This is a genomic window from Bartonella tribocorum (assembly GCF_002778015.1).
GTDB lineage: Bacteria > Pseudomonadota > Alphaproteobacteria > Rhizobiales > Rhizobiaceae > Bartonella > Bartonella tribocorum_B.
In genome coordinates this window covers 50,197-64,222 of record NZ_NJPP01000003.1, presented here as the reverse complement: position 1 = coordinate 64,222, position 14,026 = coordinate 50,197, and the positions used below count along the sequence as shown (strand labels likewise).

Annotated in this window: 10 protein-coding genes and 1 pseudogene; 4 read left to right on the top strand and 7 right to left on the bottom strand. The window is 37.5% G+C overall.

All coding sequences use genetic code 11. The features are described 5' to 3' along the window. Positions 1–1,267: 1,267 nt before the first annotated feature. The 3 genes from mutT to CEV08_RS02095 all read right to left on the bottom strand — a co-directional run bounded on the left by mutT (position 1,268) and on the right by CEV08_RS02095 (position 4,120). On the bottom strand, positions 1,268–1,681 hold the full coding sequence (mutT, locus tag CEV08_RS02105) for an 8-oxo-dGTP diphosphatase MutT (RefSeq protein ID WP_100130138.1): 414 nt from the start codon (positions 1,679–1,681) through the stop codon (positions 1,268–1,270). 120 nt (positions 1,682–1,801) lie between these two features. Beyond that, entirely contained in the window at positions 1,802–3,034 is a 1,233-nt protein-coding gene (gene argJ, locus CEV08_RS02100; RefSeq protein ID WP_100130137.1) for a bifunctional glutamate N-acetyltransferase/amino-acid acetyltransferase ArgJ, read from the bottom strand. Between the two features lie 132 nt (positions 3,035–3,166). Continuing rightward, a complete protein-coding gene (locus CEV08_RS02095) occupies positions 3,167–4,120 on the bottom strand; it encodes a peptidylprolyl isomerase (protein WP_100130136.1) in 954 nt (317 codons plus the stop codon). A 422-nt stretch (positions 4,121–4,542) separates the two neighbouring features. On the opposite strand from CEV08_RS02095, the gene secA reads away from it, so the two are divergent. From secA to prmC, 4 genes and pseudogenes are all read left to right on the top strand, one after another. After that, complete coding sequence (gene secA, locus CEV08_RS02085) at positions 4,543–7,260, top strand: preprotein translocase subunit SecA (RefSeq protein WP_100130134.1); 2,718 nt, start codon at positions 4,543–4,545, stop codon at positions 7,258–7,260. Then, a pseudogene (locus CEV08_RS02080) lies at positions 7,199–7,691 on the top strand (Fur family transcriptional regulator). Before secA ends, CEV08_RS02080 begins: the two are co-directional and overlap by 62 nt. Positions 7,692–7,931: 240 nt before the next feature. Next, positions 7,932–9,008 (top strand): peptide chain release factor 1, encoded by a 1,077-nt coding sequence (gene prfA / locus CEV08_RS02075; RefSeq protein ID WP_100130132.1) that lies wholly within the window; start codon positions 7,932–7,934, stop codon positions 9,006–9,008. Continuing rightward, complete coding sequence (gene prmC, locus CEV08_RS02070; protein ID WP_100130131.1) at positions 9,005–9,871, top strand: peptide chain release factor N(5)-glutamine methyltransferase; 867 nt, start codon at positions 9,005–9,007, stop codon at positions 9,869–9,871. Before prfA ends, prmC begins: the two co-directional genes overlap by 4 nt. Here the strand turns inward: prmC and nrdF are convergent. Genes nrdF through nrdH form a run of 4 tightly spaced genes read right to left on the bottom strand, consistent with a single transcriptional unit; the run spans position 9,868 to position 13,608 of the window. After that, positions 9,868–10,842, bottom strand: a complete 975-nt coding sequence (gene nrdF / locus CEV08_RS02065) for a class 1b ribonucleoside-diphosphate reductase subunit beta (RefSeq protein WP_100130130.1) — start codon at positions 10,840–10,842, stop codon at positions 9,868–9,870. The genes prmC and nrdF overlap by 4 nt on opposite strands. Positions 10,843–10,853: 11 nt before the next feature. After that, the gene (nrdE, locus tag CEV08_RS02060; RefSeq protein WP_100130129.1) at positions 10,854–13,004 is read right to left on the bottom strand and encodes a class 1b ribonucleoside-diphosphate reductase subunit alpha; all 2,151 of its coding nucleotides are present in this window, start codon (positions 13,002–13,004) and stop codon (positions 10,854–10,856) included. After that, entirely contained in the window at positions 12,986–13,384 is a 399-nt protein-coding gene (gene nrdI / locus CEV08_RS02055) for a class Ib ribonucleoside-diphosphate reductase assembly flavoprotein NrdI (RefSeq protein WP_100130128.1), read from the bottom strand. Before nrdI ends, nrdE begins: the two co-directional genes overlap by 19 nt. Beyond that, on the bottom strand, positions 13,384–13,608 hold the full coding sequence (gene nrdH, locus CEV08_RS02050) for a glutaredoxin-like protein NrdH (RefSeq protein WP_100130127.1): 225 nt from the start codon (positions 13,606–13,608) through the stop codon (positions 13,384–13,386). Before nrdH ends, nrdI begins: the two co-directional genes overlap by 1 nt. Positions 13,609–14,026 lie beyond the last annotated feature (418 nt).

Sequence of the window (14,026 nt, the reverse complement as noted above, 5' to 3'; positions counted from 1 at the left end):
CCTTGTATTAGCAATACAATGGCCTTCTATATTATGTAAAGGCCTTCTATATTATATAAGGAACCAGCCTCTTTGATCAAAAGGAATATCTTTTGATCTTTTCCTAAAGCTCATATTCAATATTCATTTAGAAGCCTTTATTAATCCTCGCCTATCTTCAAATAGTGTGAAGATTTATCAACAGACTCACTGAATAATTTTCATCAAAATATCAGACCATTAATTAGCCGAATTACACAATTTGAACCAGAGTCTTTGATGTTATCATATTTCACTGTTTCAAACAGCTTTATTACAAAACAATAGAAAAATAAGCATATTATTTTGAACAAGGCACTGAAGGTAGAAATTATGACATCGCTTTATCATTTCTTTTCCATTCAGCCTTATAGTTTTCAAAAATATACAAAGACAATATCTTTAAAAACATGAAAATTGCATAATTTCTTATATTTTTACCTCTTAGATTCTATATGAAATCTAAAAACTTCATAAAATGCTCTCACGTTATTTGTATTTTTTATTCATATATTGACTCAGAAAGCTTTTGCTCATTTCTCATATGAGAAAATGCAATACCACCTCCCCTCATTAGTCCTTTCTTCATGTTTTTTAATATTTAATCGTTCATTATTTGTACATTTTATACATTTTAAAATTGTTTTTCAAATTACACATCATTCTTTGTACGCTATTGAATTTTTTTGAATGAAAAATTGTAGAGTATCGAGAAAAAAGATAATTTATGATTATAAAATAATATTATTATACAAAATATATTACGATGGCGCTTAAATTATTGGTTATGTAAAATAATCTCTCATAACGCGCTCAAAATATTGTCTTCTAAAAAATCTTTTGAAATTTTCCCTATTATTGATATCTCATGAAATAAATGCCCCTGATATCTCTCAGCGCTCTCAAGCCGAACTCATAATGATACGCATAAAAAATATAAATCCATTATCCAGCACCATTTTATACTTATGAACCATGCAAAGTCCCCCTTATAAATTTTGCCAATTCTCAATGTTGTGATAACCTCTTGGCTGTTGGAGAGTATTATTTCAGCACAGATTTCGTGTCTTTCTTAAATCATTTTATCCACGTGCTTCTCTGTGCTTAGAACGTGCAAGAAACATGATTTTGATTGATTGAGGATAAATAGATTTTAAATGAGAAAGTTTTACGAGACTGAGCTTTCCTATTTTACATAAAAAATATAATAAATACCTAAATTTCAACAATGTTTTCTTCTTATAATACATTAGAGAAGATGATTTTTTAACACCTGAACCAATGGTTTGTCAGCATCAGGCATAGGATATTTATCAAGATCATTAATAAAAACCCATTCTAAATTTTGCCCCTCCCGTCCTTGCGCAACGCCCTCATAATGGTCACAAAGATACAACGGCATTAAGAGGTGAAATGTTGCATAGCTATGGCTTGCAAATGTTAAAGGGTGTAAACTATCTGCCTGAACATACACACCAAGCTCTTCTTCTAGTTCACGAATCAATGAGATTTCCGGAGTTTCACCTTGCTCAACCTTTCCACCAGGAAATTCCCATAAACCAGCCAGCGATTTTCCTTCAGGACGCTTGGTAAGCAAAACACGATTATTTTGATCTAACAATGCGCAGGCAACAACAAGAAGAAGGGAACTTTTTACACACATATCGTTTTCCAATGAGAATATATCTGTCTGTTTATCATATTCCCTTACCTCAAAAAGAATTCACATATCTCACTCTCTTGTTAAAAAAGAATAGATCTTTAAATATAGAAAGTGAATCCGTTAACTTCTATAATCGCTATTAATCATAACGTACTCTTTTGTTAAGTCGCAAGACCAAACTGTTGCCGTACCAACGCCTAAACCGATATCAACACGAATTGTGATGTGTTTGCTTTGCATATAAGAGCCTATTGTCTCTTCACAATAGGCAGGATCTCGTTCGCCATTCACTGCCACACGATGTTCACCAAACCAAATCGTCAACAAATCACGATCGACTTCAACTCCGGCCTTCCCAACCGCCATAACAACGCGCCCCCAATTTGCATCTTCACCGGCAATAGCCGTTTTTACAAGCGGTGAATTTGCAATTGATAAAGCAATCGTTTTCGCTGCACTGTTTGTTGTAGCACCACTCACATTTACCTCAATTAAATGGTGCGCCCCTTCACCATCACACACAACTTGGAGTGCAAGTTCATGTAGAAGTGCACTCAATTGTTTAACAAAAACGCTATAACGTGGATCAGATTGACTTGTAAGGCATGGAAAATGTTCTTTTCCCGTCGCAAACAACATAAGCGTATCTGAAGTTGAAGTATCACTATCGACAGTAATCGAATTGAAAGACCCCTCAACGGCCTCTGATAACATGGATTGAAGTATATCCGAAGAAATAGTCGCATCACTAACCACAAACGAGAGCATTGTCGCCATATCGGGTGCAATCATACCAGCACCTTTTGCAATTCCATGAATGGTAACATTCTCCCCCCCACAATCAAAAGTACGCGTAGCAAGTTTTGGAAACGTATCCGTTGTCATTATCGCTTTTGCTGCTTCCAACCAATTTCCCTCTTCTGCTGTCTTTGCCATACTTGGTAAAAGATTTACAATACCCGATGCATCCATTGGCTCACCAATAACACCGGTAGAGGCTATAAAAATTTCATTTTCTTTAACCTTTAAAGTGTTCGCTGCTGCACATATGATTTCATTGGTTGTGTTCTTTCCTTTTCTTCCTGTAAAAGCATTGGAATTTCCAGAATTTACAACAACACCCCTCGCAACTCCATGAAGAAGCGATGCACGACAATGCTCTACAGGGGCAGAGGGACATTTTGAACGTGTAAAAACACCTGCCACACTCACTGGTTTATCGAATACAATAAAAAGAAGATCTGTACGATCTTTATATTTAATCCCAGCTTTAGCTGTTGCTATCCGTACACCCGATAATGGGGAAAGTTCTTGGATGTTTTGGGGCGTCAAAGGAGATATTTTAAAAACCACAATATGCTTTCTATAAAAACAAATAAAATGATCGCAGATTAATAACCTCTCATAGAAGCCTGCTAGTTTTTTTTGAAAAAAATAAACCTAGCAAACGATCTATTAAAGAGGCTATCTACTTATTTTTCCTTGTTATTCCGTATCTTCTTCATCGGATGTCTCATCGGGAAGCAGCGTCCCATTTTGATTAAGCGATTCCATGATTTTTGTAACATTAGGATCAGGATATTTCACATCTATCTTGCTGCGCAAATCGACAATTAGTTCTTGATAGCGCTTTTTTATCAACTGTGTACGCAACATCTCTTTAACATCATCAAATGCAGGAGGTTGTTTTACACGACGATCTTCTAACTTAATAATATGCCAACCAAAAGGACTTTCAACGGGTTGTTTCGTATATTCGCCAACTTTCAAACCAAATGCTGCATCTTCAAAAGGCTTGACCATTTGGCCATGGCTAAAATAACCAAGATCACCCCCAACAGCAGCTGAACCATCTGTTGAACTTTTCTTTGCAATCTCTTCAAAGTTTTCGCCTTTATTTAAATGCTTAATGATAGCTTCTGCTTCTTTTCTGGTTTTGACCAAAATATGACGGGCTTTAACTTCATCCTCTTTAGGTAAAGCAGCAATTTCTTTTTTGTAAAGAGCTTCCAAATCAGTATCCGATATTTTGTCAACAATCGTCTGTTTAAAATAAAGTTGTTGAAGCACATTGTCACGCATAACTGCCATACGTTTATCGTAAGCTTCTGTCTTATCAAGACCTTTGCTTCTTGCTGCTTTTGAAAGTGCCTGCATATCCAAATAAGCTTTTAAGACCATAATGCGGCGTTGTTCATCAGGAAAACGTGCCAAATTAGGATTTATTTCAAGCGCTAAATCATCCAATTGGCCTGCTGTAATATTCTTCCCATCAATAACGGCCATAACATGAGAAGGAGAAACGGCTTTTTCAGAAGCTTTCTCCAAAGTCTTTAAATCATTCGACGGTGAATTCATCCCCTCTTGGGCCCTCACCCCTAAACTTGTACTTGCCAATAACGTTGATGCTAAAAACAGCGTGATAAAGTTAAATTTCATAAATATACTCCTTAAAAATGAAGGCAGGTTCAAGATTCCAATTCTTTTTACCATAACACTTTAATCTTTAAACATAGAGAAATAAATTGGTAATTTTATTTTAAAAGTATAAAATCATTCTTTTATCTCAGTTTCTCCAACCCTATCTAATGCATATAAAAAACATGATAATAGAGAAAAATGGCATATTGTATCTTAAATTACTTTGTATTGTATCAGCTAAACAGCGTCCCTAAAGTTGACATCGTACACTTAGCCTCTTATCTCTACTTTACAATTAAAGTGGAAAATTGCGCACCAACAAGTATAATGGTACCATCTGCATTTCATGATATCAGAAAACTTAAAGAAAATATTAGAGTATGGGGAGATCATATGAATTGCCCAACAAGAGTGACAACAATTAAAAGAAAGGGCCAGAGATGGTCAGTTTAGGTGTTTTTGCACGTAAATTTTTTGGTTCAGCTCATGAGAAACGCCTCAAAGCGCTCCGCCCAAAAGTTGCACAAATTAATGCTTTAAAAGAACAATTCGTAAAATTAAGTGATGAGCAACTTTGCCAAAAAACAGATGCTTTTCGTAAACGTCTTAGTGAAGGTGAAAGCATTGATTTACTCTTACCGGAAGCATTCGCAACGGTTCGTGAGGCCGCAAAACGTGTTTATGATATGCGTCCTTTTGATGTACAACTTATTGGTGGAATGGTTCTTCACGACTGTGGCATCGCTGAAATGCGTACTGGTGAAGGTAAAACATTAATGGCAACCCTACCAATTTATCTCAATGCATTGGAAGGTAAAGGCGTTCATGTTGTGACAGTAAACGATTATCTCGCCAGTCGTGATGCTGAAACAATGGGAAAAATTTTTAGTTTTCTAGGTCTTACAACGGGTGTCATTCTTCATGATCTTGATAGCGATGCCCGCAGAGCAGCCTATGCATGTGACATTACCTATGCGACAAATAATGAACTAGGTTTTGATTATTTGCGTGATAATATGGCTTTCGATCATAGTCAAATGGTTCAACGGGGACATCATTACGCAATTGTCGATGAAGTGGATTCTATCCTCATTGATGAAGCGCGGACGCCCCTTATTATTTCTGGTCCTCTAGAAGATCGTACTGACTTTTATAACCTTATTGATACATTTATTCCTGCCTTAATTCCAGAAGACTATGAAATAGATGAAAAACAAAAAACAACGACCTTTACTGAAATTGGTACTGAAAAAATTGAAAAAATGCTCGAACAAGCTGGATATCTTAAAGGTGAAAGTCTTTATGACATAGAAAATGTCGCTATCGTTCATCATGTTAATAATGCTCTAAAAGCCCATAAACTGTTTGTTCGCGATAAAGATTACATTGTGCGCAATGATGAAATTGTTATCATTGACGAATTTACAGGCCGAATGATGCCTGGACGGCGTTATTCTGAAGGGCTTCATCAAGCGTTAGAAGCAAAAGAGCATGTTGCTATTCAACCAGAAAATCAGACACTTGCTTCCATCACTTTCCAAAATTATTTCCGTATGTATAGAAAATTATCTGGAATGACTGGAACTGCAACAACAGAAGCCGAAGAATTCAGAAATATTTATGGCCTTGACGTTGTCGAAATCCCTACCAATTTACCCGTACAACGTCTTGACGAAGATGATGAAATTTATCGAACAGCAGAAGAAAAATATCGGGCCATTGTGCGTGATATCCGTCAAGCGCACGAAAAAAAACAGCCTATTCTTGTTGGAACAACCTCTATTGAGAAGTCAGAACAATTGGCAGAGCGTTTGCGAAAAGAGGGTATTACCGATTTTAGAGTCTTAAATGCTCGTTATCACGAGCAAGAAGCATACATCATTGCGCAAGCAGGCGTTCCTGGAGCTCTCACCATCGCAACCAACATGGCAGGACGCGGTACGGATATACAACTTGGTGGGAATGTTGAAATGCGCATCCGCCAAGAATTACAGGATATCCCTGAAGGACCAAAGCGAACAGCTAAAATTGAAGAAATCAAAAAAGATGTCAAACAACTTAAAGAAAAAGCTTTAGCAGCTGGGGGACTTTACGTTATCGCGACTGAACGTCATGAAAGCCGTCGTATTGATAACCAGCTTCGTGGACGTTCGGGTCGCCAAGGAGATCCTGGCCGTTCAAAATTTTTTCTCTCTCTTCAAGACGATCTTATGCGTATCTTCGGCTCCAACCGTATGGATGGTATGTTGCAAAAACTTGGATTGAAAGAAAATGAAGCCATTATCCATCCATGGATTAATAAAGCCCTTGAAAAAGCACAAAAAAAGGTCGAAGCACGGAACTTTGAAATTCGTAAAAACCTGCTAAAATATGATGATGTCATGAATGATCAACGCAAGGTTATTTTTGAACAGCGTATGGAGGTCTTGAACGCAGATGATTTATCAGAAATGATCCATGAAATGCGCAATGAAGTCGTGGAAGATCTTGTAGAAACTTATATTCCGTCTGGGACATATTCTGAAAAATGGGATGTAAAAGCTCTTGAAGAAGAACTTCAACAACTCTTTAACCTTGATCTTCCTGTGGGAGAATGGGCAAAAGAAGATGGAATTGCCGAGGAACAAATTTTAGAGCGTATCTTGGACGCTGTTACAAAACTTGAAAATGAGCGTACTGAACGCTACTCTCCAGAGGTTATGGCTTATTTTCACAAAGCAGTATTGCTTGAAACTATTGACATGTTATGGCGTGAACATCTGGTAAGCTTAGACCATTTGCGTTCTGTTGTGGGTTTTCGTGGTTATGCACAGCGAGATCCACTCAATGAGTATAAGACAGAATCTTTTGAACTCTTTCAAAGTATGCTAAGAAATTTGCGCCGGATTGTGACTTCTAAACTTATGCGCTTTGAAATTATTCAACAAACTACCGATCCGTCCCTGCCTGAACAAACTGGTGCTGATTCTTCTGTTTTTAATGATCAAAATCAAGAAAATACTCCACCATTATGGGCACGATCACAAGAAAATAGGTTTGTTAATCCACAAGACCGTGACCCCAATGATGTAAGCACATGGGGAAAAGTTGGACGCAATGAACGTTGTCCTTGTGGTTCAGAGAAAAAATACAAACACTGTCATGGAGCCTTTGTTTGAAAAGCAAACAGTGAACGATGAATAAAAAGCAAGACTATGAGCAAGAATTGCGCACAGCTGGTTTAAGAGTAACGCGCCAGCGGCGTGTTATTCTTGATATTTTGACGGATACAAATGATCACCCCAATGCCTTTGAAATTTTTCAGCGTGCAAACAAAATAGATTCGAGTATTTCACTCTCAACGGTTTATCGAACCATRAAAATATTAGAAGGAAATGRAACAATTCACCGCCATACCTTTAGTAGTGGTCCATCTCGTTTTGAGCAAGCAGATGGGCAACATCATGATCATCTCATTGATATAGAAACAGGACAAGTTATCGAGTTTCATTCTGATGTTATTGAAAAACTGCAAGAGGAAATTGCAAAATCCCTTGGCTATGATATTGTTCATCATCGTCTTGAACTTTACGGAAAAAAAAACTCTTAAAAAGATGATTATATGCCATAAGATGAAGATATCTCAGATAAATCGAATTTTATAAAAATTTATTTTAAAAATATAATAGATTTCATTGGCAAAAAAGTTATTCTGCTCTATTACCCCTTTTGGTATGATGCTATACGATAATTCATTGCCAGTGTTATAATAAAAAAACCATTATAACAAAAAATGTTGCAACAAAATATTATAAAAAATTGTATTATGAAAAATTAGGCTAGTATTATCATGGTTTCTTTGCCACAAGATCGCATAAAACAGCTTGAAAAGCGCTTTGAAATAATTGAAAGCCAAATGACAACCAATCCAAATGCTGAAACATATGTCAAATTAGCTTCTGAATACGCAGAGTTACAACCCGTTATTACCTCTATACGCGCATTAAATGCTCTTTACGGAGAGATTACAGAATTAGAAACGATTATCAACGATAAACAAACAGATATAGAGATGCGTAATCTTGCCCAAGAAGAGCTACCATCACTCTATAAAAAGGTAGAGCAACTTGAAAAAGAACTGCAGATTCTACTTTTGCCTAAAGATGTTGCTGATGAAAAAAGTGCTATTGTTGAAATTCGAGCAGGAACAGGAGGATCAGAAGCAGCACTTTTTTCCGGTGATCTTTTCCGCATGTATGAACGTTATGCCCATGCTCACCATTGGAAAGTAGAGGTTATTTCACTCAGTGAGGGAGAATTTGGCGGATATAAAGAGATTATTGCTACCATCTCAGGAAAAGGTGTCTTTTCTAAATTGAAATATGAATCAGGTGTCCATCGTGTGCAACGCATCCCTGAAACAGAGACTGGAGGACGTATCCATACATCAGCTGCGACCGTTGCAGTGCTCCCAGAGGCTGAAGAAATTGATATTGATATCCGTCCTGAAGATATTCGTATCGATACAATGCGTGCATCTGGAGCAGGAGGACAGCATGTCAATACAACAGATTCAGCTGTTCGTATCACCCATATTCCAACAGGAATTATGGTCGTACAAGCAGAAAAATCACAACACCAAAACCGAGCACGAGCTCTTCAAATTTTAAGGGCACGCTTATTCGACATCGAACGACAAAAAGCAGAAAGTGAACGTTCAGCTTCTCGTAAAAGCCAAGTTGGTTCTGGTGATCGTTCAGAACGTATTCGTACCTATAATTTTCCACAAGGACGCGTCACCGATCATCGTATTAATCTGACCTTGTATAAGCTTGATCGCATTTTGGAAGGAGATCTTGATGAGCTCATTCATGCACTCATCTCAGATCATCAAACAACACTCCTGATGGAAATGGATAATAATTGAGCAAATATTCTTTCAAGAATGTCATTCAACAAGCGCAAGAAAAATTGCGCACGGAAGGGATTTTGGAAGCTGATCTCGATGCGAAAATACTCGTCGAATGGATAACAGGAATAAATGCTGCGACAAGAATTTCTAAACCAGATATGCATCTGTCTTCTGAACACATTATACAAATAGAACAGGCTCTACAACGGCGTATTGCAGGCGAACCCGTCTACCGTATTATAGAGATGAGAGAATTTTATGGCATATCCTTCGCATTGTCTCGAGAGACGTTAGAACCCCGTCCGGATACAGAAACGCTCATCGATCTTGTTCTTCCTTACCTCAAAAAACAGCTCGAAAATTCGAGAAAAATAACACTCCTTGATATGGGAACAGGAAGTGGCGCTATTGCCATTGCCATTCTTAAACAAATTCCCCAAGCCTATGCAGTAGCGGTCGATATTTCTGAAGATGCCCTTAAAATGGCTACAAAAAATGCAAAAAATGCTGACGTCATACATCGCTTCACACCTCTTCTTAGCGATTGGTTTGATTCTGTCACAGATCGCTTTGATTTTATTGTTTCTAATCCCCCCTATATTCCCGAAAAAGATATCAAAACACTTGCAAAAGAAGTGCGCTTATATGATCCATTACGTGCTCTTATTGGTGGAAAAGATGGGCTTGATTTTTATCGAAAGCTTGCCCATGAATCAGCCAACTACTTAAGAGAAAACGGCACTATTGCTGTTGAAATCGGTTACTCTCAAGAAAAAGAAGTCTGCAATTTGTTTGAAAAAAATGACTTTCAATGTTTAGAAATGCGCAAAGATCTCAATGGGATACCCCGCGCACTTCTGTTTGCATGCAAACATTAAAATTCCCAATCATCATCCGTAGTCGCAACCGCCTTGCCAATGACATAAGAAGAACCAGCCCCTGAAAAAAAGTCATGATTCTCATCAGAGTTTGGTGATAAAGCTGCCAAAATCGCAGGATTAACACGACACACCTCAGGAGGGAAAAGAGCTTCAAAACCCAAGTTCATTAAAGCCTTGTTGGCATTATAATGGAGAAAAATTTTTACATCTTCCGTCAATCCAAGGGCATCATAAAGATCTTCAGTATATTTGCACTCGATGTTATAAAGGTCAAAGAGCAAGTTAAAAGCAAAATCTTTGATTTCTTGTCTTTTGGCTTCATCAAGCTTTGTAAAGCCCAATTGAAATTTATAGCCTATATAATAACCGTGGACCGCTTCATCACGAATGATCAGTCGAATGAGATCTGCTGTATTGGTCAACTTAGCGCGACTAGCCCAATACATGGGCAAATAAAAACCAGAATAAAATAAAAAGCTTTCCAGCAAAGTCGAAGCAATTTTTTTCTTGAGTGGATCATTTGCTTCATAACGCTCAAGGACTAATCTAGCCTTTTTCTGTAAATGACTATTTTCTTCTGACCATCTAAATGCATCATCGACTTCTACCGTCGAGCAAAGAGTTGAAAAAATAGAGGAATAAGAACGTGCATGAACCGCTTCCATAAAGGCAATATTCGTCAAAACAGCCTCCTCATGCTCTGTTATCGCATCAGCAAGCAATGAAATAGCTCCTACCGTGTTTTGAATTGTATCTAGAAGCGTTAATCCTGTGAAAACACGAATCGTTAATTTACGTTCTTCATCCGTTAAGCTTGACCATGAGGGAATATCATTAGAAAGCGGAACTTTTTCAGGCAACCAAAAATTTCCAGTTAAGCGGTTCCATACTTCAAGATCTTTCTCATCGTGTAATCGATTCCAATTAACAGCAGACACAACAGGATTTTTGGTTGTAATCTTTGTCATATGATGATCTCCTATAAACTGCACGAAACACAGCCATCAACTTCTGTTCCACTCAATGCTACTTGCCGCAGTCGAACATAATAAATACTCTTTATACCCTTTTTCCAGGCATAGATTTGTGCGCGATTAATATCACGTGTGGTAGCAGTATCCGGAAAAAATAGTGTCAATGAAAGACCTTGATCAACATGCTGTGTTGCAGCAGCATAGGTATCTATAATTTTTTCAGGACCAATCTCATAGGCATCTTGGTAAAAATTCAAATTCGTATTATCCATATAAGGAGCGGGATAATAAACGCGCCCAATTTTCCCCTCTTTGCGAATTTCAATTTTTGAAGCAATTGGATGAATAGAAGAAGTGGCATGATTAATATAGGAAATAGATCCCGTAGGGGGAACCGCCTGTAAATTGCGATTATAAAGCCCGTATTCAATAACGCGCTTCTTGAGTTCCTGCCAATCTTTTTGATCTGGAATAATAATATTGTTCCGTGTAAAAAGCTCTTGTACAAGCGCAAATTGCGGTTTCCATTCTTTTTCAATATATTTTTCGAAAAAACGTCCATCTGCATAAGCTGATTTTTCAAACCCTGCAAACATTTCTTGACGTTCGCACGCGATTAAATTGGAAGCCCGTATGGCATGATATGTCACAATATAAAAATAGATATTAGTAAAATCAATGGCTTCTGGAGAACCATAATAGATCTTCTCACGCGCTAGAAACCCATGCAAATTCATCTGTCCCAAACCAATCGCATGACTTTCAGCATTGCCTTTCGCAATGGAAGGCACGCAAGCAATATTACTCATATCCGAAACTGCAGTAAGAGCACGAACAGCAGATTCTACGGTCTGTCCGAAATCAGAACTTTCCATGGCTTTGGCAATATTCATTGATCCAAGATTACAGGATATATCACTTCCAATTGTGCGATAGGTTAAATCTGTCTCTAGCTCACTCGCCTCACTTACCTGTAAAATTTCTGAACATAAATTGCTCATACTTATGCGTCCAGCGATTGGATTCGATCGATTAGCAGTGTCCTCAAATAAAATATAAGGGTACCCAGATTCAAATTGAATTTCTGCCAATGTCTGAAAAAAAACACGTGCACTTATTTTCTTCTTCCGAATCTTTGCATTATCAACAAAAGAGCGATAATGCTCCGTTAAAGAAATATCGCTAAAGGGTTTACCTGTCACACGCTCAATATCATAAGATGAGAAAAGATACATATCCTCATTATTCCGAGCAAGCTCAAAAGTAATATCAGGAATAACCACACCAAGCGAAAGCGTTTTAATTCTGACTTTTTCATCAGCATTTTCACGCTTTGTATCCAAAAACTTCATAATATCTAAATGATGTGCATGCAAATAAACAGCGCCAGCCCCCTGCCGTGCCCCAAGTTGATTGGCATAAGAAAAAGAATCTTCCAAGAGTTTCATTACCGGTAAAACACCGGATGATTGATTTTCTATTTGCTTAATTGGCGCTCCAGCCTCCCGCAAATTGGTTAAACAAAGTGCCACACCTCCACCGCGTTTTGAAAGCTGCAAAGCCGAATTAATCGCACGACCTATCGATTCCATATTATCTTCAACACGGAGCAAAAAACATGAAACCAATTCACCACGTTGTTTTTTTCCAGCATTTAAAAATGTTGGTGTTGCTGGTTGAAAACGTCCTGTAATAATCTCATCCACAAAACTTTCAGCAAGAGCCTTATTTCCTTGTGCCAAATATAAAGCCACAAGACAGATACGATCTTCATAACGTTCAAGATAACGCTTTCCATCAAAAGTCTTTAGTGTATAGCTGGTATAATACTTAAATGCGCCTAAAAAGGTAGGAAAACGAAATTTAAATGCATAAGCACGTTTAAAAAGCTTTTTAATAAAAGAAAAATCATAAAGCTCAAATAAAGCTTTTTCATAATAACCTTCCTCTATTAAGTAATCTATTTTTTCCTTCAGGTTATGAAAAAAAACTGTATTTTGATTAACATGTTGAAGAAAATATTGCCGTGCGGCAAGCCGATCCATATCAAATTGAATATGACCATTTTCATCATAAAGATTAAGCATTGCATTCAGCGCATGATAATCCGTAATCTGATCTGGTTTCTGCGATTGTTCTATACCAATTGTTTCCAAAATCTTTCCAATCCCTTTTTTACACAAATAACGTCTTCATCAGTTCCACGCAGCTCAAAATGATAAAGGCAAGGTATACAACATTTCTCAGCAATGATCTTACTGGCTAAATTATAATAGCGACCAAAATTACGATTCCCACCACCAATGACACCACGAATTAATTTGCGGTTCTCAGCTTCATTAAGAAAATGAATAACGGCTTTCGGCACCGCCCCTCTTCCTTCACCATCTGCATAGGTAGGAATAACCAGTACATAAGGTTCACCAACGAATGCAGAGGGCTTTCTTTTATCAATTTTGAAGAGTCGTTGACCAAGCTGCGAGACAAAATGTTCTGTATTACCCGTTGCACTCGAATAATAAACAATAAGCCCCATTAAGCACAAAGACCACTAATCATATCTGGTCTAAAACCCGACCAATGATTCTCACCACAAACAACGACAGGAACCTGACGATACCCAAGAGACTGAACAAAACTGTATGCTTGTTCATCACAGGAAATATCAACAACACGATAATGAATGCCTTTTGCATCAAAAGCGCGGCATGTAGCATCACATTGGACACAAGATGGTTTGCTATAAATAGTGATCGACATTTTCTTCAACTTTCACAATTCAAAACAATCAACCCTAAAAGAGTCAATCTAATAATTTTATAGGTACTCAAGAATAACAAACAACAGAAATCGTACGCAAAACGTGTGATTATTTTCAAATAGCACACAACTTTCTGAACATAACAGAATCCCTCATCAAGTAACTTTAAAGACTGTGATGAGAATAAGCGATTGTTCTACAACTTAAATGGACAACCCCAGTTATAAAATCTTTTGGTCGCATTACAATTCCCTCCTGCTGTCTAAAAAACTAACGTTCTAAACCACCGCTTTCAAGAGTTCTTGTTTTACTCTTTTACGGCAAAAATCAATTACAAAAACGAAAGGAAACCCTTCCAAAAGAGATACTCGAGCAAAAACATCACCACACTCTTGCTCAACAAACTCTTACGATAAC